Source organism: Promicromonospora sp. NPDC110617 (assembly GCF_055598465.1).
On sequence record NZ_JBVKBM010000002.1, the window covers coordinates 411,897 to 435,327 of the forward strand.

Annotated in this window: 19 protein-coding genes; 6 read left to right on the forward strand and 13 right to left on the reverse strand. The window is 72.5% G+C overall.

All coding sequences use genetic code 11. The features are described from left to right. The first annotated feature begins 15 nt into the window (after positions 1-15). On the forward strand, positions 16-981 hold the full coding sequence (locus tag ACZ7LE_RS12670; RefSeq protein WP_470403619.1) for an NADP-dependent oxidoreductase: 966 nt from the start codon (positions 16-18) through the stop codon (positions 979-981). 19 nt (positions 982-1,000) lie between these two features. Here the strand turns inward: ACZ7LE_RS12670 and ACZ7LE_RS12675 are convergent, their stop codons facing one another. The 4 genes from ACZ7LE_RS12675 to ACZ7LE_RS12690 form a co-directional block, all read right to left on the reverse strand. Next, on the reverse strand, positions 1,001-1,690 hold the full coding sequence (locus tag ACZ7LE_RS12675; protein WP_470403620.1) for a response regulator: 690 nt from the start codon (positions 1,688-1,690) through the stop codon (positions 1,001-1,003). Continuing rightward, positions 1,687-3,063 carry a sensor histidine kinase gene (locus ACZ7LE_RS12680; RefSeq protein ID WP_470403621.1) on the reverse strand — a complete coding sequence of 459 codons (1,377 nt, stop codon included), beginning with the start codon at positions 3,061-3,063 and terminating at the stop codon, positions 1,687-1,689. The genes ACZ7LE_RS12675 and ACZ7LE_RS12680 overlap by 4 nt, the downstream gene beginning before the upstream one ends. 93 nt (positions 3,064-3,156) lie before the next feature. Beyond that, the gene (locus ACZ7LE_RS12685; RefSeq protein WP_470403622.1) at positions 3,157-4,365 is read right to left on the reverse strand and encodes an FAD-dependent monooxygenase; all 1,209 of its coding nucleotides are present in this window, start codon (positions 4,363-4,365) and stop codon (positions 3,157-3,159) included. Beyond that, a complete protein-coding gene (locus ACZ7LE_RS12690; RefSeq protein WP_470403623.1) occupies positions 4,362-5,780 on the reverse strand; it encodes an MFS transporter in 1,419 nt (472 codons plus the stop codon). The genes ACZ7LE_RS12685 and ACZ7LE_RS12690 overlap by 4 nt, the downstream gene beginning before the upstream one ends. Before the next feature lie 309 nt (positions 5,781-6,089). Here ACZ7LE_RS12690 and ACZ7LE_RS12695 point away from each other — a divergent pair, with 309 nt between their 5' ends. After that, positions 6,090-7,166, forward strand: coding sequence for a hypothetical protein (locus ACZ7LE_RS12695; RefSeq protein WP_470403624.1), 1,077 nt, complete (start codon positions 6,090-6,092; stop codon positions 7,164-7,166). 37 nt (positions 7,167-7,203) lie between these two features. Here ACZ7LE_RS12695 and ACZ7LE_RS12700 read toward each other — a convergent pair whose 3' ends face one another. From ACZ7LE_RS12700 to ACZ7LE_RS12710, 3 genes are all read right to left on the reverse strand, one after another. Further along, complete coding sequence (locus ACZ7LE_RS12700) at positions 7,204-7,623, reverse strand: cupin domain-containing protein (RefSeq protein WP_470403625.1); 420 nt, start codon at positions 7,621-7,623, stop codon at positions 7,204-7,206. 141 nt (positions 7,624-7,764) lie between these two features. Then, positions 7,765-8,949: a hypothetical protein gene (locus ACZ7LE_RS12705; protein ID WP_470403626.1), complete on the reverse strand. Its 1,185-nt coding sequence runs from the start codon at positions 8,947-8,949 to the stop codon at positions 7,765-7,767. A gap of 87 nt (positions 8,950-9,036) precedes the next feature. Then, the gene (locus tag ACZ7LE_RS12710; RefSeq protein ID WP_470403627.1) at positions 9,037-10,233 is read right to left on the reverse strand and encodes a Gfo/Idh/MocA family protein; all 1,197 of its coding nucleotides are present in this window, start codon (positions 10,231-10,233) and stop codon (positions 9,037-9,039) included. 156 nt (positions 10,234-10,389) lie between these two features. Between ACZ7LE_RS12710 and ACZ7LE_RS12715 the strand changes: the two genes are divergently transcribed. Next, positions 10,390-11,250 carry a helix-turn-helix domain-containing protein gene (locus ACZ7LE_RS12715; RefSeq protein WP_470403628.1) on the forward strand — a complete coding sequence of 287 codons (861 nt, stop codon included), beginning with the start codon at positions 10,390-10,392 and terminating at the stop codon, positions 11,248-11,250. On the opposite strand, the gene ACZ7LE_RS12720 is transcribed toward ACZ7LE_RS12715, so the two are convergent. From ACZ7LE_RS12720 to ACZ7LE_RS12740, 5 genes are all read right to left on the reverse strand, one after another. Then, positions 11,231-12,559, reverse strand: coding sequence for an ABC transporter substrate-binding protein (locus tag ACZ7LE_RS12720; protein ID WP_470403629.1), 1,329 nt, complete (start codon positions 12,557-12,559; stop codon positions 11,231-11,233). The two genes, ACZ7LE_RS12715 and ACZ7LE_RS12720, sit on opposite strands and share 20 nt — an antisense overlap. Positions 12,560-12,579: 20 nt before the next feature. Then, complete coding sequence (locus ACZ7LE_RS12725) at positions 12,580-13,461, reverse strand: carbohydrate ABC transporter permease (protein ID WP_470403630.1); 882 nt, start codon at positions 13,459-13,461, stop codon at positions 12,580-12,582. 11 nt (positions 13,462-13,472) lie between these two features. Then, the gene (locus ACZ7LE_RS12730; RefSeq protein ID WP_470403631.1) at positions 13,473-14,417 is read right to left on the reverse strand and encodes a carbohydrate ABC transporter permease; all 945 of its coding nucleotides are present in this window, start codon (positions 14,415-14,417) and stop codon (positions 13,473-13,475) included. After that, on the reverse strand, positions 14,417-17,134 hold the full coding sequence (locus ACZ7LE_RS12735; protein ID WP_470403632.1) for a hypothetical protein: 2,718 nt from the start codon (positions 17,132-17,134) through the stop codon (positions 14,417-14,419). Before ACZ7LE_RS12735 ends, ACZ7LE_RS12730 begins: the two co-directional genes overlap by 1 nt. 118 nt (positions 17,135-17,252) lie before the next feature. After that, positions 17,253-17,999, reverse strand: coding sequence for a YdcF family protein (locus ACZ7LE_RS12740; protein ID WP_470403633.1), 747 nt, complete (start codon positions 17,997-17,999; stop codon positions 17,253-17,255). A gap of 154 nt (positions 18,000-18,153) precedes the next feature. On the opposite strand from ACZ7LE_RS12740, the gene ACZ7LE_RS12745 reads away from it, so the two are divergent. The 3 genes from ACZ7LE_RS12745 to ACZ7LE_RS12755 all read left to right on the forward strand — a co-directional run bounded on the left by ACZ7LE_RS12745 (position 18,154) and on the right by ACZ7LE_RS12755 (position 23,132). Beyond that, a complete protein-coding gene (locus tag ACZ7LE_RS12745) occupies positions 18,154-19,035 on the forward strand; it encodes a C40 family peptidase (RefSeq protein ID WP_470403634.1) in 882 nt (293 codons plus the stop codon). Positions 19,036-19,104: 69 nt separating this feature from the next. After that, entirely contained in the window at positions 19,105-22,341 is a 3,237-nt protein-coding gene (locus ACZ7LE_RS12750) for a BTAD domain-containing putative transcriptional regulator (protein ID WP_470403635.1), read from the forward strand. A 71-nt stretch (positions 22,342-22,412) separates the two neighbouring features. Next, complete coding sequence (locus ACZ7LE_RS12755; protein ID WP_470403636.1) at positions 22,413-23,132, forward strand: cold-shock protein; 720 nt, start codon at positions 22,413-22,415, stop codon at positions 23,130-23,132. 29 nt (positions 23,133-23,161) lie between these two features. Here ACZ7LE_RS12755 and ACZ7LE_RS12760 read toward each other — a convergent pair whose 3' ends face one another. Then, entirely contained in the window at positions 23,162-23,416 is a 255-nt protein-coding gene (locus ACZ7LE_RS12760) for a glycine zipper domain-containing protein (RefSeq protein WP_470403637.1), read from the reverse strand. Positions 23,417-23,431 lie beyond the last annotated feature (15 nt).

Sequence of the window (23,431 nt, forward strand, 5' to 3'; positions counted from 1 at the left end):
GACGATGCTGAACCCATGTCCACACAGATCAGCACCATGCGCGCAGTCGTCCAGCATCGTCTCGGTGGCAGCGAGGTCCTCGCGGTCGAGTCGGTCCCGCGGCCCGTGCCGCTGCCCACCGAAGTTCTCGTCCGCGTCCACGCGGCAGGGGTGAACCCCGTCGACTGGAAGACCCGGGAGGGCCACGGGATGGCCCACGTGCTCGGCGACCCGCCCTTCGTCGTCGGCTGGGACGTGGCCGGGGTCGTCGAGGAGGTCGGGTTCGGGGTCACCACCCTGGCCGTCGGGGACCGGGTCTACGGCATGCCGTGGTTCCCGCGCGCGGCGGGCGCGTACGCCGAGTACGTCGCCGCCCCGGCGCGACAGTTCACCCGCGCACCGGCCTCGGTGAGCGACGCGCAGGCCGCGGCCGTGCCGCTGGCGGCCCTCACGGCGTGGCAGGTGCTGGTCGACACCCTGCACGTGCAGCCGGGACAGCGGGTCCTGGTCACGGCCGGCGCCGGCGGGGTCGGGCACTTCGCGGTCCAGTTCGCCCGCCACCTCGGCGCGCACGTGGTGACGACCGCGAGCGCGGCGAACCACGACTGGCTGCGTGAGCTCGGCGCCGACGAGGTCGTGGACTACCACGACGCCGGGTACGAGACCCGGATCAAGGACATCGACGCGATCGTCGAGCTGGTGGGCGGCGGCGACGCCCCTCGGCTGGTCGGCAGCCTCCGCCCGGGCGGCATCATCGTCGCCGTGCCGGGCGGGGTCTCCGAGGAGCTCGCCGCCGCGGCCGCGGACGCCGGCGCTCGCACGTCTGCGTTCCTCGTCGAGCCGGACGCCGCGGCGCTCGCCCGCGTCGCCGAGCTGATCGACGCCGGTGAGGTGCACGTCGAGGTGGCCCGCACCTTCCCCCTCGAGGAGGCCGGCCGCGCGCACGAGCTCGGCGAGACGAACCGCACCCGCGGGAAGATCGTCCTGACCGTCGACGCCTGAGGGGGCCGCCGGCCCGTCCTCAGGTCCCCAGGTAGCGCAGCACGGCGAGCACCCGGCGGTTGTCCGCAGCGTCGTACGGCAGGTCGAGCTTCTGGAAGATCGCCGCGACGTTCTTCTCCACAGCGCCCTGGGAGAGGAACAGCTGCTCCGCGATGCCGCCGTTCGACCGGCCCTGCGCGATGAGGTCGAGCACCTCGCGCTCCCTGCCGGACAGTCGCGCCCGGCCGACGTCCCGGTCGGAGGCTCCCATGAGCTGGGAGACCACCTCCGGGTCGAGCACCGTCTCGCCCCGGGCGACGCGCGCCAGCGCCTGGGTGAACTCCCCCACGTCGACCACCCGGTCCTTCAGGAGGTACCCCACGGCGCGCGCGTCGCCCTGGAGCAGGGTGCCGGCGTACTGCGTCTCCACGTACTGCGAGAAGAGCAGCACGGGCAGCCCGGGAAACCGCTCCCGCAACGCGACCACGGTGCGCAGGCCCTCGTCGGTGAACGTGGGTGGCATACGGATGTCCGCGACCACGACATCAGGGAGCGTCGACTCGTGCGCGAGGTGCCGGACCTCGCGCTCCAGGCTCGCGCCGTCCGGCACGGCCGTCACCTCGTGCCCCCGCCGCGTCAGCAGGGCGACGAGCCCGTCGCGCAGGATCCCGGAGTCCTCGGCGAGCACCACCCGCAGGCCTTCCGACGGCGTGGCGTCCGGCCCGGTCATGCGCGGCTCCCGGTGCCCGTGCGGTGTGCACCCGCCGTGCCGGCGCGCACCGCGGGGAGCGTCATGGTCACGACGGTCGGCCCGCCGACGGGGCTGGACAGGTCGAACGTGCCGTCGACCGAGCCGACGCGCTCGGCGAGCCCCGCGAGGCCCGACCGCAGCCCGGACCCGTCGGGGGCGACGACGGTCGCGCCCCCGCCGCCGTCGTCGCGCACCTGGATGTGCAGGACGCCGCTCCCGCCGTCGGCGGCGACCTCGACCCGCACGTGGACCCGCGAGGCTCGCGCATGCTTGGCCGCGTTGGTGACCAGCTCGGCGATCGAGAAGTAGACGATCGACTCGATCGCCGGTGCCAGGCGGCCACCCGCCTCGACCGCCGGGTCGATGTCCGCCGTGACCGGCAGCGGCGCGCGTGCGGCGAGCGTCTCGAGGGCGACCGCGAGGCCGCTGTCCAGGGCCGGCGGGTGAATGCCCCGGGCCAGCTCCCGGAGCTCGGCCAGGGCGTCCTTCGTCGACGCGTGCGCAACTTCGAGCAGCTCGCCCAGGGTGTCTGTGTCTCCGGCGACCAGCTGCTCGCGGGCCTCTCCGAGCTGCATGCCGACGGCGACCAGGCGCGCCTGGGTACCGTCGTGCAGATCTCGCTCGATGCGGCGCAGGCGGGCGTCGGCGTCCTGCACCGTGCCCGCGCGGGAGCGCTCCAGCTCGGCGACCCGCAGGCTGGCGGCTGTGGGGCCGAGCAGCACCCTGGTCAGCAGCTTCAGCAGGGCGACGAAACCCGACTGGGCCAGCGGCCACAGGACCAGCATCACCAGACCGCCCAGAGCGACGAGGGCGAGGCCGCCCGGAGTGTGCCACGAGCTGTCCATGGCGAGCTCAGGGGGTAGCGACCAGAACCAGGACCAGTAGGTGACGCTGCCGAGCCCGAGCGCAAGGCACGCGGTGCTCACGATGACACCGGCGAGCGTCACCGGCAGGGCCGCGAGCATGAACAGCAGTGCTCGCCAGCCCACCGGGTCGCCGAGCGCCCCGCCGAGCCGCGGCCGGAAGCCCTGGCGCGGCCGGCGGGGTGCGGGCGCGGCGACGTGCGTGTCCAGCAGGTGGCCCGCCAGGCGGCGGTAGGTGGCGCCCCACCATCGCGCGCCCACCACGAGCCCACCGGCGACGAACAGCCCGACGACGGTCACGGCGGCCCCGGCCGTGACCGCCACGGTGACCAGCAGGTAGGCGAGGGCGAACGGTCCCAGGAGCAGCATGGACCACAGGTAGCCGTACGAACGCCAGGTGACGGAGGACGACGGCGCGCCGAGCAGGTGCGTCCAGCCGGGTCTCCGCCCGGACCGCCGCTCTCGCGGGTCGAGGGTCAAGGTCTTCATGGTGCCAGCCTGCCGTGGGGCCGCCCTGCCGGGACAGGGTGGGTTCCCCCGAGGGTGGTAGGGATTTCCTCCGTGTCGGAGCCCGGACCGGGCTCACGCCGTCGGCGCAGGCTCCGGGAGCACGAGGGCCGAGTGGGCGGGCTGCGGCGTCGTGGCCGGCATGGCGACCAGGTCACGGAGCATGGCGTTGCGTCGGTCCAGCGCGTCGGCGGTGGTGGGGAACAGCCTGGCGCCGCCCTTGTCGACCAGTGCCTGGTTCATCGTGACGAACTCGCGGGTGTCACGCTCGTAGGCGGCGAAGGCGGCGACGTGGTCCTCGTGCGTGGCCAAGGACCGGGCGAGCATGTAGGCACCGACCAGCGCGAGGCTGGAGCCCTGCCCGGTCAGGAACGACGGCGCAGAGGCGGCGTCGCCGACGACCGCCACGCGGCCGCTCGACCAGCGGGGCATGCGGATCTGGCCCGCCGTGTCGAAGAACAGGTCGTCCGCCTGATGCATGGCGTCGACGATGCTCGGTATCTCCCAGCCCGCACCGGCGTAGGTGCTGGCGACCAGCTCCCGCTGGGCGTCCGGGTCCCGCAGGACGTGGAGGGGCCGTTGCGGCTGGTGGAAGTTCAGGAAGGCGTGCAGGTCGTCGTCGGTGTCCCCGGTGGCGTAGAGCGCGGCGGCCCGGCCCGGGGTGTTCCACATGAGCAGCTCGCGCGACAGCCCGAGGGTGTTGGGCATGGTGAACACGGCGAAGCCGTAGCCGAGGTACCGGTGGAACTGTTCTTCCGGCCCGAACAGGACCTTCCGGGTGCCCGAGTGCATGCCGTCGGCACCGACCACCACGTCGAACGTGCGTTGTCTGCCGCTGCGGAAGGTGACGTCGACCCCGTGCCTCTGCTGGTCGAGGCGGTCGACGGAGTCGTCGAACACGAACTCCACGTCGTCACGGACCGTCTCGTACAGCGCGGTGGTCAGGTCCCCGCGCCCCACCTCGAGGTCCTGCCCCGCGACGCTCCCGGCGACCGCGTAGGGATGGAGGACAGCCACCTCGCCGCCGTCGGCGTCGAGGAAGGTGAACCGTCCGGTGTCGATGTGCGCGACCCGCAGCCGCGGCAGGATCCCCATCCGCCGGACCACCTCGATCGCGGTGCCGCGGACGTCGATCGGGTAGCCGCCCCCACGAGGTGCGTGCGCCTTCTCGACGACCGTGACGGCGAACCCGTATCGGTGCAGCCAGTACGCGAGGGTGGGGCCGGCCAGGCTTGCTCCGGCGATCAGGACCGTGCGCCGGGCGGTGCAGGGCTGAGATGTCATGACCGGGCTTCCTTCTTCAGGTGACGAACGACGAGCAGGGACAGTGCGGCCACGAGGGCGGCCACGAGAAAGCCGGTGACGAAGGCCGACTCGGCGGGCGCCCCGGTCACCGGATCGTTCCCGGCGTCGAGGATCGATCCGGCGGCCTGGCCGCCCGCGACCGCGCCGATCAGGCGGATCACGACGAGGAGGCTCGTGGCGATCCCCGTGTCCTTCGCGGCGACGGAGGTCGCGGTGCTGGCGAGCAGTGCCGTGGTGATCAGGCCACCGACGAAGGCGGCGAGCGCCCGCGCCACGACGAGCTGCCACACCGTGTCGTGCAGCGCGGCGACGGCCACGAGGACGCCGGCGGTGGCGACCGCGCCCGTGGTCGCCACGGCACGCGCGCCGTAGCGCTGCACGGCGAACCCGCCCACGGAGCCCGCCAGCACGCCGGCGATCGAGGCGGGCATCATGAACAGGCCGATGTCGGTGGTGTCGAGCCCCAGGCCGTAGCCCTCCCCCGACACCTGGAACAGCTTGGGGACGAAGGTCTGCAGCATCGCGGAGATCGCCGCGATGGCGACGGTGAGCACGGCCGCGCTCCACATGGCGGGCGCTGCCAGCATGCGCAGCTCGACCATCGGGGAGATCGCCCGGCGCTCGACGGCCACCCAGGCCGCGGCGAGCAGGGCGACGACCAGCACGATGCCACCGACGGCCAGCGGCGGCACGCCGCCACCGGCCACCAACAGCAGACCCAGCATGAGCGCGACCAGCGTGGCGCTCAGCAGGGCCACGCCGGGCCAGTCGATCCTGGTGCCCCCTTCGCTCGGTGGGTCGTCCGGCATCAGCCGGAGCACGACCAGCGTCGCCGCGACGATCACGATCGTCGGCGCCGCGAAGATCCAGTGCCAGGACAGACCCTCCGCGAGCGGCCCTGCGACCAGCGTGCCCACGATGCCACCGGCGGTGAACAGGGCGCTCACCACGCCGATGGCCACCTGCGTCCGGCCGGTGGGGAAGTTCTTGCGGACCAGGATGAACGACAGGGGCAGCGCGCCCACCATGGCGCCCTGCAGCGTCTGACCGATCAGCAGCACCGGCAGGTTCGGCGCAAGGCTCGACAGCATGCCGCCCGCCGAGACCAGCGCCATCAGCACGAGCAGCACCCGCTTTCCGCCGTAGCGGTCGCCGAGCTTGCCCGCGATGGGCGCGACGATCGCGCCGGTGATCAGCAGGGTGCTGGCGATCAGGGCCGCCGCGGCCGAGTCGACGCCCAGCTCGCGCTCGAGCAGGGGACGGGCCGGGTCCACCACGGTCTGCAGGGTGCCGAGTGCGAGGGCGAGGGTGCCCAGGGCGCCGATCGCCGGCCGGCCGATACGGGCCGGGGCCGGGTGTCCGGACGGGGCTGGTGGCTCGAGGACGATGGTCATCTCAGTCCCTTCCTGGGGCGGTCAGCTGCGCGAGCACGGATGTGATCGGTCTGTTCTCCATGCCTCGAACGTAGGTTTCGAGGCATGCGCCCTGGAATGGTGGGATCCGCCGTGGGTACGGAGGATTTCCTCCGAGCCCGCGGCGGGCAGTACGGCCCCGGACCACGTCGGCCCAGCCCGAACTCATCGGGCTGGTCGGAGGATGAAACCCGGAAGGTCTTCCCTGTTCGGAAAGTACGATACGGGCGTAGCTCACGGTGGTGGTCTGCAGCAGGACCAGACGACTCCTAGCGGGAGGAGGCCGTTGACGTGGACGCCCTTCATCGCGACCGGGTGTGGGACCCCCGGGGTGACGTCCGTGCACTGCCGGTCGACGTCGAGCGCCGGGGAGCCCTTGTCGTGCTGCGCGCAGCCATGCGCGACCTGACAGACGCAGACCGCACGATCCTGGTCGGCCGTCACGTGCACGGCGCGACCATGACGAGCATCGGCGAGCTGCTCGGCCTCCACCCGCACGCCGTGCCCGGCCGGCTCCGCCGTGCCGAGGAGAACCTCGCCGCCGCCCTGGCCGCCGCGCACGCCCGGCACGTGGCCGAACCCGAGTGCCGCGCCGGCCGCGCGGTCATGCACGACTACCTCGCCGGACGCCTCCTGCCCCACCGCCAGCGGCGGCTGGAGGTCCACATGAACGACTGCGCCCGGTGCACCCGCGCGTTCGTCGACGTGTGCGACGTCTCCTGGGCGCTCCGCGAAGCCGGGAACGACGCCGTGGTCGAGAGTGCGCCGGCCGACGTCACCGCCCGTCCCGCGCCCCTCGCCGCCCGGGCGAACCGGAGGGAGACCGCCGTGGCCGCTGCCGCGCTCGTCGCGGTCACGGTCGTCGGGGCGGCGACGTACGTCGCCGATCAGACCGGTGAGACCGCGGGCCGGGTGCTGGAGGCCGCCGGTGTCGACGAGGGCGGCCCGGAGACCGGCGCCCCGGGGAACCGGGAAGCGCCGCCGCCGCCGTCGATCCGTCCCACGGACCGACAGCCCCGCCCGTCGACCACGCCGAAGGACGACGCCGCCGCAGCCGTGCAGACCGTCGCGGAGGCCGCCCGGACGACCCCGGCGGCAGCAACGGGAGCCGACACGGGGCTCACCGCCGACGTCCAGGAGACCACCGCATCCTCCGGCTCGGAGTCCGCTGTCGGGTCCGCTGCCGGCGCAGGTTCGAACGCATCGGCGTCGGCGTTGGCCCGGGGTGTCGAGCACGCCAACGCGGCTGCGGCGGACGGGCTGGCCGTCGCGGTCGCGGCCGCCCGGCGAGCCACCGCGGCCGCCGGCCCGCCGGCCTCCGCCGCCACGCCGGCCTCCGCCGGCACGCCAGCCTCCGCCGACCGCTGACGCACGCCGATCGTCCCCTCAGCTCTTCGGCAGGGCGTCAGCTCTTCGGCAGGGCGCCGTACACCTCGTCGGTGACCGGTTCGAGCCACTCGTTGCGGAGGTCGTCGGCCGGGGTGATGAAGGCGACGTGGGAGAACCACGAGCCGGACTTCGCGCCGTGCCAGTGCTTGGTGCCGGCCGGCACACGGACCACGGATCCCGGCTCCAGGCTGACCGGGTTCTCCCCCTCGGCCTGGTACCAGCCGCTGCCGGCCGTGCACAGCAGGATCTGGTCGCCGCCGCCGGTGCCGTGATGGATGTGCCAGTTGTTGCGGCAGCCCGGCTCGAAGGTGACGTTGCTGACCGGAACGCTCCCCGACGCGAGGGGCGCGAGGTAGCTCTGGCCGGTGAAGTACTGCGCGTAGGCGTCGTTCTTCTCCCCCAGGGGGAAGATCTGGTCGAGCTCGGCGTGGTTCATGTCGTCCTCTGGTGTCTCGGTGCGTACGACATCGAGTCAAGGCGCTTCCGGGGCTTCTTGCCAGTCCCTGCTGGTACACCCCACACCCGGGCCGCCCACACCGGGGAGATCATCACCGACGAGGAGCGGCAGGAGGCCCTCCTACACCTGGCGTTCCACACCGGCCGGCCCCACGGCATGGGCGCGACGACCGTGCTCAGGAACGCCGTCTGGGGTTGGGACCGAACGCGGCGGACGCGGCCGCGCCGAGGACGGCGGATCGGCGCGCTCGTCCTCGAGGCGGGCCGCGACGGTGCGCACGAACAGGAAGAGCCAGGTCAGGAGCAGAGCGAACCCGAGGAACTCGACGGCGGTGAGGTTGAAGTAGCCCACCGGCCACATCAGGAGGACCACGAGCGCGAAGGCGCTGACGAAGAGGGACGACGTGACGAGAAAGGTGCGCGGCAGCCGCGGGACGAGGTGCGGGGTCGCGACGACGAGGCCCGCGAACAGCACCGTCATGGCCGACGCGATCGCCGTGTGCAGCACCTTCGCGACCTCGACGGTCACCCAGCCCAGCGCGACGAGCAGGACGGCCACCCCGATCAGCCAGGTCCGGAGCACCGCGAGGCGCCGCAGCTCCCGCTCCGACGCCCCGCTGCGCAGGTCGCCGATCACGTGGTGGGTCAGTGTCGTCATCGCGAGACCCGCGAAGACCAGCGTGATGTTGAACGCGTACGCGGAGAAACCGCCGCCGACGCCGAGCGCACTGAAGTTGAGCTGCCACCAGTGCGGGTCGTTGGCCGAGAGCATGCTGGCCAGCGCACCGCTGACGAGGAACAGCGCGAGCAGGTTCGCGATCGCGACCGACGTCACCGCCACGGAGACGAGGGTGAGCGCGTAGGCGGCGACGGCGGCCGACAGCCCGACGAGGACCGCCGCCATCAGCGCGTCCAGGCGCAGCTCACGGAAGGCGAGGTCGAACACCGCGAAGACCGATCCCGTCAGCAGCACGACGATGCCGGCCGCCGTGACGGTGAGGACGACGGCGTCGAAGGAGCGCCGCCACCCGCCGTCGGGCCACCTGCCGGCGGGCCGCCCGCCGTGCGGCGCGCGGGACGACCGCAGGTATCCGGTGCAGAACGCCGCCGCCCCGGACACCCCGGAGGCGACGGCCGCCACCACACCCGCCGACGCCGCGCCGAAGAGCGGGACCCGCTCTCCCCCGAACGCCACGATGCCCGCCACCAGGCTCCCCGCCAGCGCGACGAGCCCGGAGAGCAGAGCACGGTTCTCCGTCGCGACCGACCCGGGCGTGGCACGCAGCAGCCCCTCACGTAACGACATGTGCCTTCCTCCCACGAACCGGACCGTACGCAGGATCAACTGGGCTGGGGCCGGAAAGTTCCCGAGGGCTCCCCGGCCCCCTGCCCGTCAGCCCTGCGGCGCGTCCCCGAAGTCGCGGATGTCCAGGCGGACGCCGCCCTTGAGCGCCGACTCGTGCGCGACGATGCCGGGCATCGTGTACCGCGCGGCGACCCAGGCGTTGACCGGCGGGAGGGCGCCGGTGTTGACGGCGGTGACGAAGTCGTCGGCCAGGAAGTGGTGGCTGCCCTCGTGCCCGTTGGACACGTTCGCGAACTCCTTCGGCAGCCGCGAGCGGTCGTGCACGGGCGCGGAGCCCGACGTGAAGGCATCCCGCAGGGCGGGCGAGACGTGCTCCAGCGACGGGTCGTCGGGCGACAGCGTGGGCTTGGGCGCCAGGTGCTCCGTGAGGTCGACGACCTCCTGCTTGTCCTGCCAGAGGCTGACGTTGACGAGCTGCTCCATGCTGGCCTCGGTGCCGAAGAACCGGAACCGCGACTCACGGACGTGCGAGGGGAACCCGACCCGGCGGAACTCGTTGATGCGGAACGCGCCCCCGCCCGCGGCCTCGAACAGCGCGGTGGCGTTGGAGAAGTCGTTGGCGAACTGGCTCACCTCCCTGTCGAACACCCCGTCGCCGCGGTCGTCGAGCACGCCGATCGCCGAGACGCTGGTCGCGTGCGTCTGCCAGGCACCGAGGATCCCGCCCAGGGAGTGCGTCGGGTACATCAGGGGCGGGTAGCTCGCCGTGGACTTCCAGTTCTCCCCGCCGCTGTACTTGTACGCGTCGTAGAAGCCCAGGTCCATGTCGTGCAGGTAGTCGCCCTCGGCGTAGAAGAGCCGGCCGAACGCGCCCTTCGCGGCCTGGTCGCGGGCATGGACCGTCGCCGGGTTGTAGTAGCTCGTCTCGCCCATCATGTAGGTCAGCCCGGTCTCGCGGACCGCCTCGACGATCGCCTCGATCTCCTCCTCGGAGATCGCCATCGGCACCGAGGAGTAGACGTGCTTGCCGGCGCGCAGCGCCTGGACCACCAGCGGCCCGTGCGTCCAGCGCTGCGTGAAGATCGCGACGGCGTCGACGTCGGAGGCGAGCAGGTCCTCGAAGGACGGGACGGCTCCGGCGAGGTCGTACTCGCCGACCAGCTTCTCGGCGCGCTCGGGCAGCAGGTCGGTGACGTAGATGTCCCCGACGCCGGGGTGCAGGTTCCAGAGCTTGACGAACTGCCCGGCGAACTGCCCGGCTCCGACGATGCCAAGTGTGAACACAGCTGCTCCTTGTCTCGGGCCGCGGCGATGCGGCCGGGGGGGTGACGACGGCCGGCGGCCGCGTTGACGGCCTCGACCCTACGTACCTACGATCAGCGAACTCTTCACGGATCCAAGCCGGTTCTTCCTGGATCATCAGATGCCCGGGGGGGCCAGATGACGTCGCAGATCGAGATCGAGCCGCCCGCTCTCGTGAGCTGGTCCGGCCGCCCCACCCTGATGGGCACCGCCCACCAGCACGACGACCTGGAGATCAACCTGGTCACCGAGGGCGGCACGATGCTGTACCTGTTCGGTGGCGCGCCGGTCGAGATCGGCCCCGGGTCGGTGGCCGCGTTCTGGGCTGCGGTGCCCCACCAGCTCATCGCCAGCACGGCGACCCGGGCACACTGGGTGCACGTGCCGTTCTCGACCTTCCTCGGCTGGGGGTTGCCCACCGCGCTGGTCGGCCGCCTGCTCTCCGGCATGCCGCTGATCTCACCGCCGGAGGCGGCGCGGACGACCGACGACGCGAACTTCACGCAGTGGGCCGCCGACCTGTCGGGCGACCAGCCCGAGCTGCGCCGCATCGCGATGCTGGAGATCGAGGCCCGGGTGCGCCGGCTCGGACTGGCCACACCGGGGCAGCCGGTGCGGCAGTTCGCAGCCGGCGACCCGGCGCTGCGGCAGGTGCTGGCGATGGTGCGGCACATCGCCGAGCACTTCCGCGAACCGCTCACCGTGGCGGACGTCGCACGGACCGTGCGGCTGCACCCCAACTACGCCATGGCCCAGTTCCGCAAGGTCGTGCACACCACGATGGTCGACTACCTGACCCGGTGCCGGCTGGCCGAGGCGCGGCGGCTGCTGGTGACCACCGGACTGCCGGTCGCCGACGTCGCGGCCGAGTCCGGCTTCAGCTCCGTGAGCCGGTTCTACACCGCGTTCGGCGACGTGTGCGGCATGCCGCCGGCGGCGTACCGGCGCGAGAACCAGCACGACCAGCCGCGCCTCCCGGTCAGTCGAACAGGGCGTTGACCTGCTCGTTGGCCTCGGTCAACGAGCTGACGTCGGCCTTGCCGCCCAGCACCTCGTCCATCGCGGGGGTCATGATCGCGTGCACGTCCGAGGCGTGGTCGGTCACCGGGAACAGGAACGTGGTGCCGTCCTCGACGTGGGTGGTGAACGGCGAGACGTCGATCCCCTTCTCGGCGAACGCCTCGGTGGCGATCTCGGCAGAGCTCGTGATGGCCGGGAAGACGACGCCGGCCGCGCCCACGAGGTCCTGGCAGTCGGTCGAGCCCAGGAAGGCGACCCACTTCGCCGCGCCCTCGGGGTTGTCCGTGCCCGCCCACACGGAGTCCGCCAGGCCGTTGAACATGCTCGCGCGCTGCCCGTTCGGGCCGGTGGGCGTGGGCGCCAGACCGACGTCGACGCCGTCGTACCCGAAGTAGGTCGAGAGCATCCAGTCGCCGCTGATGTTGATGGCGGACTTGCCCGCGCCGAAGTTGTCGTTCACCGACGCGCCGATCGTGGTCTCCAGCGGCGGCGCGTAGCCCTTCTCGATCAGGGAGTACCACCAGGCGATGGTGTCCTGGAAGCGCGGGTCGTCGTAGTTGTAGTGCGTGCCCCACGGGTTCTCGTCGGTGTGCGTCCAGCCCGTGGTGGCGGTGTACATGCTCCACTCGGTCTGCCCGTTCTCGTACCCGGCGCCGGGGATGCCCAGGCCGTAGACCGCGACGTTCTCCTTGTCGAAGCCCGGCTCGTCGCCGCGCACGCCGTTCGCGTCGACGGTCAGGCGCGCGATGGCCTCCTCGTAGCTGCCGCCGTCGTCCGGGTTCCAGTCGAGGTCCTGCATGTCCTTCTCGGTGAGCCCGGCGTCCTCGACCATCTTCTGGTTGTAGAAGATCGCGACGGTGTCCCAGTCCTTCGGCAGGCCGTACCGCTTGCCGTCCTGGGCGACCCACAGGTCCGCGAGCCCGGCCGAGTACTGGTCGAGGTCGACGTCGGCGATGTGGTCGTCCAGCGCCAGGAGCTGGCCGTTGGCCACGAACTCGGGGTACTTGGACACGTGGTCGGTGAACACGTCCGGGCCGGTGCCCGACGAGAACGCGGTGGTCAGCGCGGACCAGTAGTCGTCCCAGCCGCGCTGCGTGATCTTGACCGTCAGGTCGGGGTTGGCCTCGTGGAAGGCGTCGGCGCACTGCTGGTAGACGGGCTGCTGGTTCGAGTCCCACAGCCAGTAGTCGATCTGGCCCTCCGCCTCGGCGCCGGACGAGCCGCCCGCGCAGGCGGTCAGGGACAGGGACGCGAGGGCGACGGCGCCCGCGAGCATCTTTCGCTTCATGGTGTTCCTTTCTGGCCCGGCTACTTGATGCCGGAGAAACCGATGGAGTTGATGACCCGGCGCCCGAAGACGGCGTAGAGGATCACGATGGGCAGGGCCGCGACGAGGGACGCGGCCATGAGCCCGGCCCAGTCCGGCGCGCCCTGCGGCGTCTGCGAGCGGAAGACGCCCAGGGCCACGGTGAGCACCTTGGACTCCTCCGTCTGGCCCACCAGGAGCGGCCAGAAGTAGTCGTTCCAGGTGTTGATGAACGTGAGGATGCCGAGCGTGGTGACCGGCGCCGCCGAGATCGGCAGGATGATCCGGAAGAAGATGCGCCAGGGCTTGGCGCCGTCGATCATCGCCGCCTCGTCGATCTCCTTCGGGATGCCGAGGAAGAACTGCCGCATGAAGAAGATCGCGAACGGCGTCATGAACAGGCTCGGCAGCATGATCCCGGGCAGCGTGTTCAGCAGGCCCAGCGACTTGATCGTCAGGAAGTTCGGCAGCGAGGTGAAGATCGGCGGCACCAGGAGCGCCCCGAGGAAGACGGCGAACCAGGCGTCCCTCCCGGGCCAGCTCAGCCGGGCGAAGGCGTAGGCCGCCATCGAGGAGAACAGCACCTGGCCCACCGTCACGGCCGTGGCGACCACGAGCGAGTTGCGCAGGTAGAGCCAGAAGCTCAGGGACGCGCCCGAACCGCCCTCCGCCATGGCCTCCTCCGGGGTGGCCAGGCCGAACACCCGCTCGAACGGGCCGAGCGTGAAGTCGGCGGGCAGCAGCGAGAAGGACTGGGCGGCGAGCGCCTGGTTGTCCGAGAACGCGGTGCGCAGCATCCAGTAGAACGGCAGCACGGTGGCCAGCACGAAGAACCACAGCACGACCCAGGCGAGCAGCCGGCCCCAGGTGATCCGTGTACGCATGTGCGCTCCCATCAGGAGAGGTCGGACTCGCCGGCGCGCAGCAGTCGCATCTGCGCGAAGGCGGCCCCGGCGAGGACGAGGAACAGGACCACGGACATGGCGGACGCGTAGCCGAAGTGCCCGCGGGCGAACGCCTGCTCGTAGATGTAGAGCTGGAGCACGCGGGAGGCGTTGCCGGGCCCGCCGGCGGTGGTCACTGCCACCGTGTCGAAGACCTGGAAGGCCCCGGTGACGGTGATGACCAGCACGAGCACGAGCACGGGCCGCAGCAGCGGCAAGGTGATGCGCCAGAAGGTGCGCCACTCCCCCGCGCCGTCGACGGCGGCGGCCTCGTAGACGCTGGCCGGGATCATCTGCAGGCCGGCGAACACCAGGAGGGCGGTGTAGCCGAGGTGCCGCCAGGTGTTGACGCCGGCGATGGTCGCGACGGTCCACGCCTCGTCGCCGAAGAAGGCGACCTTGGGCAGCCCGATCGCGTCGATGACGGCGTTGACGATGCCGATGTTGTAGTCGAGCATCCAGAACCACAGCAGGGCCACGACGACGTTGGCGATGAGGTAGGGCAGCAGCAGGCTGCCGCGGATCAGCACCGACTTCGTCAGCCGGTGCATGAGCACCGCCAGCCCGACGGCGAGGACGGTCTGGAACCCGATGTTCAGCACCACGTACAGGAACGTGACGCGGACGGCGTTCCAGAACACGTCGTCCTTCGCCATGTCGACGTAGTTGCGCAGGCCCACGAAGACGGGGCTGCCCAGCACGTTGTACTCGGTGAGCGACAGGTAGGCGCCGCGCAGGGTCGGGTAGAGGTAGAAGACCAGGAACCCGAGGGCCGCGGGGGCGATCATCCCGAGCGCGGGCCAGAGCTGGGTGCGCGGACGCCGGCGGGCCGGCCCGGCCGACGCCCCGCCACCACCGGTCCGGCCGGCGCGACGGTCGAGGGTGGTGGTGCTCATCAGTGCCGACCCTTCGTGATGGCCCAGACCCGCACGTCCTCGCCGGGGACGGACGCCCGGAGCCGTCCGGCGGCCTGGCTCTCCTGCCCGGTCCACAGCTCGGTGACGTCGTACCGGCCGCCGTCCAGGCCCAGGTCGCGCAGCGCGAGGTCGGCCCGGCGTGGCGAGGACCCGTAGTTGAACGCGGCCACGTAGGTGGTCCCGCCGTCGTGCAGCACGAACGTGTCGGCGGCGGTGAAGGCGTCGGGTCCGGCCTGCACGGGGGCGAAGGACCGGCCGAGCTCGGCGAGGTGGTTGATGCCGGGGTTCTGCAGCAGGTCGCGGGCCCGCTGCTTGATGACGGGGTGTCCGGTGGCGGTGAGGTCTTCGCTGACCTGGTAGACGCCGGTGATGGCGGCGGAGGTGACGCGCGCCCGGTTCTGGCCCTCGGGCCAGATGCTCGGGTAGGGGTCGTCCAGCAGGTAGGCGTTGGCGTTGCCGTCGTACTCGTAGTTGCCGAACTGGACGTGGTCGCCGTCGTTGAAGGCGTAGACCTCGTCGAGCCACCAGCCGTAGGTCAGGGAGTTGAGGAGGTACTCGGTGCTCTTCTGGTAGCGGTCGGGCTGCGTCGGGTGCCAGTTGTTCAGGGCGCCGTGCACGTCGCACGAGATGCGCCGGGCGTGGGCGAACTCGGAGGCGAACAGGGGCGAGATGGCGAGGTCGACGAACATGTCCTCGCCGACGACGTCGACCACCTGCCCCATGCCCTGCCGGAACGCCTGCTGGCCGGTGTGCACCGCCGGGTCGTACCAGTCGTCGGCCTCGACGTAGCCGTGGGTCAGGAAGTCGAGCTTGACGTAGCGCACCCCGAGCTCGCGGAACTTGCCGAGCGCGATCCGGGCACGGTTCTGCACGCCGGGGTTGGTCGGGTCGAGCGCCCAGGCGCCGTCGATGTTCACCGGCACGCCGTTCACTGTGAGCGCCATCTGGCGGTAGGTCTGGTTCTCGCAGGTGTCGCAGAGCGCGGTGCCGCCGATCTTCTCGTCCAGGCCCTCGCGCCAGAAGTTGGCGAACGGCTGGAAGTACAGCGCCGGCTCCTGGCCGCGCGCCTTGACGTCGGCGACGTACCGCTCGAGCTCGGCCCAGGAGGTGTCCGGGTCCTCGAACGCGTACTCGGGGGCGAGCATCTTGTCCCAGTACGAGTCGACGCCCACGTAGGGGCCCTTGGCCGACTCCGTGTTCCGGAACCCGGGGGTCTCCTCGGCGAGGAACTGCGAGACCTCGTCCATCACGTCGGCGTCGCCGCCGCGGGCGCCGAGCCCGCCCCAGCTGTTGAAGCCGAAGGGCGTGCCCTCGTCCCAGGTGCGGGAGCGCGCGGCCTGCGCGGCGGCCTTGCCGAAGGTCTCCATGCCCGCGCGCCAGTCCGGGTACAGGCCCACGAACATGCGCGGGGAGCGCACGGTGGTGCCGCTGACCTCGGCGTGCGGCTTGAGCTCGCGGTTGAACTGGTACTTGTTCATCCCGTCGCCGTAGTCGTAGCTCCAGTCGGTCAGGCCGGCCGCGGCCTGCAGCCGGTCCAGGCCGCCGCGGTCGTTGCCGTCCGCCACCACACCGGACTTCCAGGTGTCCCGGTCCAGGGAGCCGACGACGAGGCCGCGGCGCGAGGCGTCGTCGATGAACGCGGTGACCTCGAAGCTGCGCCGGGCCGGCGTGACGTCCTTGATCGCCGGGGTCTCGTAGCGGACCCAGTGGTCGTTGTCGAAGGGCACGAGCACCATGCGGTTGTCGCCGTTGCGGCCGAGGTCCACCGAGCCGCGCCGGTCGGTCATGACCGGCACCATCATCGAGGTGGTGACCGGGCCGTCGGTGCCCGTCACGTCGAGCCGCACCGAGAACGAGCGGTCGCCGTCGAACGCGAACTCTTGGCGCAGGGTCGGCAGGCCGGGCCGGGCGCAGGTGACGGTGGCGCGGCCGGTGAGCCGGCACGCGCCGTCGTACTGCTTGGTGGTGACGAACTCGTCGCCCAGGCGCACGCCGCTGTAGAAGCCGGTCACGGCCTCGCGGCCGCCCCAGCGGGCGTCGGCGGTTCCGCTCCGGAGCGAGTAGTCGATGACGACGTCGCCGGCGCGCAGCACCGCGTGCTTGCCGCCGGACCGCGCCGGGGTCGGGTCCACGGGCACGGGGTCGGCCGCGTCGGGGTCGGTGAGCGCGTAGTCCTTGGCGGTCGCGCCGGCGACGTCGACCCGGTCCAGGTCGGGGCCGAGCGCGCCGGCCGGCGCGCCGAACGTCAGGCTGTTCTCGCCCGCGTGCAGGGGCAGGTCCACCGTGGTGGTGCCGACGCGGTCCCAGCCTCCGGTGGAGGCGACCGGCACGGTGACCGCCGCGCCGCCGTCGGGCGTGACCGTCAGGGCCCGCGAGTCGTCGCCGCTCAGGTAGTGCAGGGTCACCTCGTAGGTGCCGTCCTCCGGCGCGATGACGCCGGGGACCGTGACCGCGGCGGACGGGTCGATGTTGCCGACCTTGCCCTCGCCCGAGCAGGCGGAGCAGCCGCTGCGGCTCGCGCCGTCGAGGACCACCTGGGTGGCCTCGGCCTCGATGGTGGCCCCGCTCGGACCGGCGGCCGTAGCCGCGGGGACGGGCGCCGCCCCGATGGTGACCACGACGCCGAGCGCCAGGCCGGCGGCGAGCCAGGCACGGTCGGCTCGCCGGACCTGGTCGGATGCGGATCTGACTGACATGAGTGCCCCTCCGGCGTCGTTGCTGGTGCGGACACTCAACCGTCTTTTTTTGTCACTGTCAATTAACTGCTGCCGGCCGCCGCCCTGGCGCTCGGTGTCTCGGCTCCCCCGGCGGCGCTCACCGCCCCGTCAGGACGAGCTTCGTGATCGCCAGGGACTCCCGTACGTAGTCGACAGGGATCTGGTACCACGGCGTGTCCGCGTGCGCGTGAGCGCTGCCGAGCCCCGCTGCCTCGGCGAGCTCGCCCGCCCGGAAGACGTGGTAGTCGCTCGTGACGAAGGCCGTCGTGTAGTCCGCGTCGAAGTGCGCGTCCAGGAGCCGCTTCGTGAGGACGAAGTTCTCGTAGGTGCTGGTCGACCGGTCCTCCCGGACGACCCGGCCTTCCGGGACCCCGCGCGAGACCAGGTAGCGCTCCATCGCGAGCGCCTCGGTGACGGTCTCCCCGGGCCCTTGCCCGCCGGAGACGGCGATGACGGCGTCCGGGTTCGCGGCCGAGTACTCGACGGCCGCGTCCAGCCGGGAGCGGAGCGCCGGCGTCACCTCGTCGCCCTTCAGCGCGCCCCCGAGGACGATGACGGCATCCTCCCGGTGCGACACGGTGTCCGTCCGGCCGAGCACCGCGAGGGATGCGAGGAGGACGAGCAGCAGTGCCGTGGCGACCGGGACGAACACCCCTGCCCACCGGAACGGGCCGCTTTCTGTTCCGGCCCGGGCCCGGGTCCGGGTTCGGTGGAGCCCGTGGAGCAGGTAGAGGACGCCGAGCCCGAACGTCGCGATGACGCCGGAGTTGAGGCTGGTCGTGATCCACACGATCAGGGCGTCGACCACCAGGACCGCTCCGACGACGATCCAGAGGAGGGGCACGGCGGAACGATAGCGGAGGAGGTCTCGGGTCGTCCGTTCGCCGCCGCGCAGGTACGGGCGGGGTACGGAAAGCCGGTTGTCGAGTCGGGTTCGTACCTTCGTCGGTGTCGGAGGGGCAGCGAGGAACCCCCTCGAGAACCGGGACGGAACAACGATGCGCAGACTGGTCAGCGGAGTCGTGGCCTTCGTGACCGCTTTCTGGGGCCTGGCCGCCGTGGCGCCGGCGGCGGAGGCGGCCGAGTCGGCGCCGTTCTCGGTCCCCGGCCAGGAGGTCGTGGTCGACTGCGGGAACGCCGAGGCGGCGATCCAGGTCACCTGGGGTGCGGACGCCGTGTCGCTCCGGTACCGGTTGCGCGACACCGCCGCGGACGGCCGGAGCCCGGTCCTGACGATCTCCGCGGTGACCGGGAACGGCGGGACCGCCGGCTACGTCTTCGACGACGGCGCGGTCGCCCACGTCCGCACGGACGGCGAGGGCTTCGGCCCCTGGGACGGCGAGGACGACTGGGACCCGGGGACCATCGGCGCCGTCGACCACCTGAGGATCCAGGTCTCCGACGGCACGACGGCCGAGGGCGCCCGGTGCACGCAGCAGGCGAACCTGTACAGCTGGTCCCGCCTCGCGCTCCGGCAGGCGTTCGAGAAGGAGGGTGCGCCGTACTCCGGGACCGGCGGGGACGGCCCGGCCTACGACTGCTCGGGACTGGTGCACGCGTCCTACGACGAGGTGGCCGGGTTCCCGGGGTGGCCGGTGCGTTCGTCGGAGGCGATGTACGACTGGGCCCGGACGCACACGAGCCAGGACGGGGTCTACGCCCAGAAGGTGCCGTACTCCGAGCTCCAGGCGGGTGACCTCGTCTTCTACGACGCCGACGGCGAGTACACCGGCAACGTCACGCACGTCGCGTTCTACGCCGGCGACGGGAACGTCTTCGACGTCCACCGCACGGGCGTACCCGTCGGCCTGCACGCCGACTGGGTGAGCTCTCGCGTGGGCGCGTACCGCATCCTCGGCGCCGTGGAGCGGACCGTCTGAGCCGCCGCAGGGCCCGTTGCCGAGGCGGTCGCCGACCACCGTCGGTCAGCCGTCGCCTATGATCGCGGCGTGCCGTCGTCCGAGGTCGAGAGGGTCCGGGATTCCGCGGGTGAGCTGCTCCGCCGGCATCGTGAGGACGGCGGACTGACCCAGCGCGAGCTCGCCGAGGCCTCCGGGGTGAGCCTCGCCTCGGTCCGGGACATCGAGCAGGGGCGCAGCCGCCGTCCCCGACGGGAGTCCGTCGCCGCCCTGGTCGCCGCACTCGGGCTCACCGGCCCGGAGGCCGACCGGCTGCGCGAGCGGTTCGACCAGGCGCTCGTACGCTCCCCGTCAGACGGCGCGACGGCGGGTCCCGGAGCCGTGCACATCAGTGTCCTCGGGCCGCTGCTGCTGCACCGGGGTGAGGCGCGGATCCCCCTGCGGTCCCGGATGCAGCAGGTGCTGCTCGCCGAGCTCGCGGTCGCCGCCGGGTCGCCTGTGCCCCGCGAGGTGCTCGTGGCCGCGCTCTGGCCGGGCGAGACCTCGGCCACGACAGCGGCCCTGAACATCCACCTCACCCGCCTGCGTCGCCTGCTGGAGGCCTCCGACGACCGGCAGCCCGTCGTGGAGCAGGACCGCGCCGGCATCCGGCTCGTCCTGCCGGCCGACCAGCTCGACCTGCTCAGGTTCCGCGACCTCGCCGCGCACGCGCACCGCTCCGGGGCGACCCGCGGCGCGAAGGAGGCCCTCGCCGCCGCCGTCGCGCTGTGGCGCGGTGGTCCGGACCCGGACCTCGTGACGTCACCCGACCGCATCGCGGCGGTGGAGGAGGAGTACGTCGCGGCGCTGCTGTCGTACGCGCGGATCACCCGTGAGCTCGGCGTGCCGGAGGACGCCGTCGTGCCGCTGACGACCACGGCGGTCCGCCGCCCGCTCGACGAGGTGGTCCAGGCGTCGCTGATCCAGACGCTCGCCGCGGCGGGACGCCAGGCCGAGGCGTTCAGCCGGTACGAGTCCACCCGGCGTTCCCTCGCCACCGAGCTCGGCGTGGACCCGGGGGAACGGCTGCGCACCGCGCACCTGGACGCGCTGCGGCAGCGCTGGACGGACGAGTCCGCCGCCGCTGCCTCGGTCCCCTGGCAGGTACCTGCGGCGCCACCCCGCCTGGTGGGGCGCACGGCGGAGCGCTCCGGCATCACGGCGGCGCTCGACCGCGGCCCGGACGGCGGAAACGTGCCCGTCGTGGTCAGCGGCGCCGCGGGTGTCGGGAAGACCGCCCTGTGCCTGTCCGTGGCGCACGAGACGCACGACCGGTATCCCGACGGTCAGCTGTTCGCCGACCTGCAGGACGCCGCGGGCGCTCCCGTCCCGCCGTTGGAGATCCTGCAGCGCTTCCTGCGCGCCACGGGCCCCGGGACGCCGCCCGCGGACCTGACCGAGGCGGCGTCGCTGTTCCGGAGCCGGCTCGCGGACCGGACGATGCTGATCGTGCTCGACAACGCCCGGGACGCGGCCCAGGTCCGCCCGCTCATCCCGGGTCTCGGCGACAGTGACGTGCTCGTGACCAGCAGGAGCCTGCTGCCCGAGCTCGACAGCGCCGTCCTGGTCCGCCTGGACGTGCTCGACCGCGCCGACTCGATCCGTCTGCTGGCGGCCGCGACGACGACGTCGGACGGGGACGACGCGGCGGTCCTCGACGAGCTGGCGCGCCTGTGCAGCGACCTCCCGCTCGCCCTGCAGATCACGGCCGCGCAGCTGCGGAGCCGGCGACAACTCGTGCCGGCGGACCTGGTCCACCGGCTCCAGGACGGGCAGGACCGGCTGGACCACCTCGCCGTGGGGACGTCGAGCCTCTGGAACAGCTTCGAGCTCAGCTACACGGAGCTCTCCCCCACCGCGCAGCGCGTGTTCCGGCTGTCGTCCCTCCACCCCGGCATCGACTTCGGCACGGAGGCGACGGAGGTGCTGGTGGGCGACGGCACCGCGGCCCGGGCACTGGACGAGCTGCTCGACGCGAACATGCTGACCGAGCACGCCGCCGACCGGTTCCGCAGCCACGACCTGCTGCGGCTGTTCGCCCGGCGCAAGCTCGGCACGGAGGACGGTGTCCCCGACGCCGAGAGCCGCCTGCGGGCGTGGTACCTCGACCGGGCCACCGCGGCCGTCGACTGGATCCACCCGCACCTGCTCCGGTTGGCCCGCCACCCGGACCGCACCGCGGTGTTCGGCGACGAGGACGCCGCCATGCGGTGGATGGACCTGGAGTACCCGTCGATGCTGGCCCTGGCGACCTCGTCGGCCGACGACCCCGACCGTGGTCCCGACGTCTGGCGGCTCGTCGACCAGCTCCGCGGATACCTTCTGCTCCGCCGGTTCGACAGCTGGGAGCACCTGGCCGAGGCCGGCCTGGGGGCGGCCGTCCGTACCGGCGACGACCAGGCGCGTGCGGCGATGTACATCTCCCGCAGCTACGCCCACTGGGCGCACGGACGGATCGACGACTCGCACGCGGACACGGTCCACGCGACCCGCCTCGCCGAGCTCTGCGGCTGGACCGACGCCGTCGCCTACCTCGCGCACAACGTGGGCTGGGAGCACTACGAGGCCGGCCGGCTCGTCGAGGCCGCGGCCTGCTTCGAGCAGATGTTGTCCCGGACCGGGCCGGCGAGCCAGGCCCGGGCCCTCGCCCTGAACGGGCTCGGCATGACCTGCCTTGAACAGGGCGAGCTCGTCCGCTCCGCGGACTCGTTCCGTGCCGCGATCCGCATCAGCGAGGGCAACAAGCGCGAGGTGGCCGACCTGACGATCCGTGGCAACCTCGCCAGCGCCCTCCGGCTCCTCGGGGACACGGAGACCGCGGAGACCCAGCTCCACGACGTCCTCGACGGGTTCCGCCGGCGCGGCCACACCCGCGGGGAGCTGTCCACGCTGGACGAGCTCGGCCGGCTCCTCGCCCAGACCGGCCGGCCCACCGAGGCGGTGGAGACCGCCCGCGAGGCGCACGCCGCCGCGTTCCGGCTGAACGACCCCCGGGCCGAGGTCATCACCGGCGACGGCCTGGGTGTGAGCCTCCTGGCGAGCGGGCACACCGCCGAGGCCGCAGCCGCCCTGGCCGACGCCGCAGCGCTCGCGACCACGCACGGCTACCGGTCGTGGGAGGCCCGGGCCCGGGCCCACCTGGCGAGTGCGCACCTCCAGCTCGGCAACGCCCAGGAAGCCCTGGACGAGGCGGCGCGCGCCGCCGTCCTCGCGGAGACGTGCGACGCCACACCCGTCGTCGTCGAGGCCCGGTGGGTGCACGGACTGGCCGCCCAGAAGCGCGCCTGAAGCGGCGTCGTCCCCCGGTTGCGTCAGGGACAATGGACGACAGCAACGTCTGCCACTGCAAGGAGCGCAAGGTGCCCCAGGGAACTGTCCGATGGTTCGACGCCGACCGAGGGTTCGGCTTCATCGACCTCGGGAACGAGGCGGAGGACCTGTACGTGCACGCGTCCGAGATCGTCGGCGACGACGGACCGCGGCTCCTGCGTGAGGGGCAGGTCGTCGAGTTCGAGGTGGGCGAGGGGAACCGTGGCCCGCAGGCGCGCCGCGTCCGGGTCACGGGCGACCGGGCCGCCGGCGCGCCCCTGGGTGTGCTCGGCACCGTCAGCTGGTACGAACCGGCCAAGGGGTACGGGTTCGTCACGCCCGACGGCGATCGCGCCGAGGTCTTCGTCCACAGCTCGGCCATCGTCGGGGGCGGCGTGATCTCGGAGGGGCAGCGGGTGGCGTTCCTCGTCGTCGACGGGGTGAAGGGGCCGCAGGCGGACCACCTGATACCGCTCGGGGCAGACGCCGCGGTGCGCGGCACCGGGAGTGCGCGTGCGGTCACGGACCGCGGACGGTCGAGCCGCCCCGCGGCGTCCGGCAGGCCGGTGCGCGGAGGTGAGGGCACCGTCGCGCGCTACGACGCGGAGCGCGGTTTCGGCTTCATCACCCCCGACGCCGGGGGCGCGGACCTGTTCGTGCACGTCTCGGTCGTGCGGGGCGACGAGGACCTGGAGGAGGGTGACCGGGTCCGGTTCAAGGTGCGGCAGAGCGACCGGGGGCCGCAGGCCGACGGCGTCGAGCTGATCTGAGCCGGCTCGGTCTCGACGCCTCAAGCGAATTACTCGTCGTCGCCCGGCGCGGCGCTGCTCCCGGTGCTGCCCGGAGCGGCGTCGTCCGACGGCGTGGTGCCCCGCATCATCGCGAACACCGGGAAGAACGCCACACCGAGCGCGATGCCGATCGCGAGGTTGTCCAGCGCGATGCCGAGCGCCACCCCGATGCACAGGCCGACGGCGACGCCGGCGCCCCAGCTCCAGCCGGTGGTCGATGTGGTGTCGTCCCCGCCCTGGTCGTCCGGTCCGGTGTGTGCCATGCCCCCACGCTCGCA

Coding starts and splice junctions, on each gene's coding strand:
- ACZ7LE_RS12670 (WP_470403619.1), top strand. CDS start 16: ATGTCCACACAGATCAGCACCATGCGCGCAGTCGTCCAGCATCGTCTC.
- ACZ7LE_RS12675 (WP_470403620.1), bottom strand. CDS start 1,690: ATGACCGGGCCGGACGCCACGCCGTCGGAAGGCCTGCGGGTGGTGCTC.
- ACZ7LE_RS12680 (WP_470403621.1), bottom strand. CDS start 3,063: ATGAAGACCTTGACCCTCGACCCGCGAGAGCGGCGGTCCGGGCGGAGA.
- ACZ7LE_RS12685 (WP_470403622.1), bottom strand. CDS start 4,365: ATGACATCTCAGCCCTGCACCGCCCGGCGCACGGTCCTGATCGCCGGA.
- ACZ7LE_RS12690 (WP_470403623.1), bottom strand. CDS start 5,780: ATGACCATCGTCCTCGAGCCACCAGCCCCGTCCGGACACCCGGCCCCG.
- ACZ7LE_RS12700 (WP_470403625.1), bottom strand. CDS start 7,623: ATGAACCACGCCGAGCTCGACCAGATCTTCCCCCTGGGGGAGAAGAAC.
- ACZ7LE_RS12705 (WP_470403626.1), bottom strand. CDS start 8,949: ATGTCGTTACGTGAGGGGCTGCTGCGTGCCACGCCCGGGTCGGTCGCG.
- ACZ7LE_RS12715 (WP_470403628.1), top strand. CDS start 10,390: ATGACGTCGCAGATCGAGATCGAGCCGCCCGCTCTCGTGAGCTGGTCC.
- ACZ7LE_RS12720 (WP_470403629.1), bottom strand. CDS start 12,559: ATGAAGCGAAAGATGCTCGCGGGCGCCGTCGCCCTCGCGTCCCTGTCC.
- ACZ7LE_RS12725 (WP_470403630.1), bottom strand. CDS start 13,461: ATGCGTACACGGATCACCTGGGGCCGGCTGCTCGCCTGGGTCGTGCTG.
- ACZ7LE_RS12730 (WP_470403631.1), bottom strand. CDS start 14,417: ATGAGCACCACCACCCTCGACCGTCGCGCCGGCCGGACCGGTGGTGGC.
- ACZ7LE_RS12735 (WP_470403632.1), bottom strand. CDS start 17,134: ATGTCAGTCAGATCCGCATCCGACCAGGTCCGGCGAGCCGACCGTGCC.
- ACZ7LE_RS12745 (WP_470403634.1), top strand. CDS start 18,154: ATGCGCAGACTGGTCAGCGGAGTCGTGGCCTTCGTGACCGCTTTCTGG.
- ACZ7LE_RS12760 (WP_470403637.1), bottom strand. CDS start 23,416: ATGGCACACACCGGACCGGACGACCAGGGCGGGGACGACACCACATCG.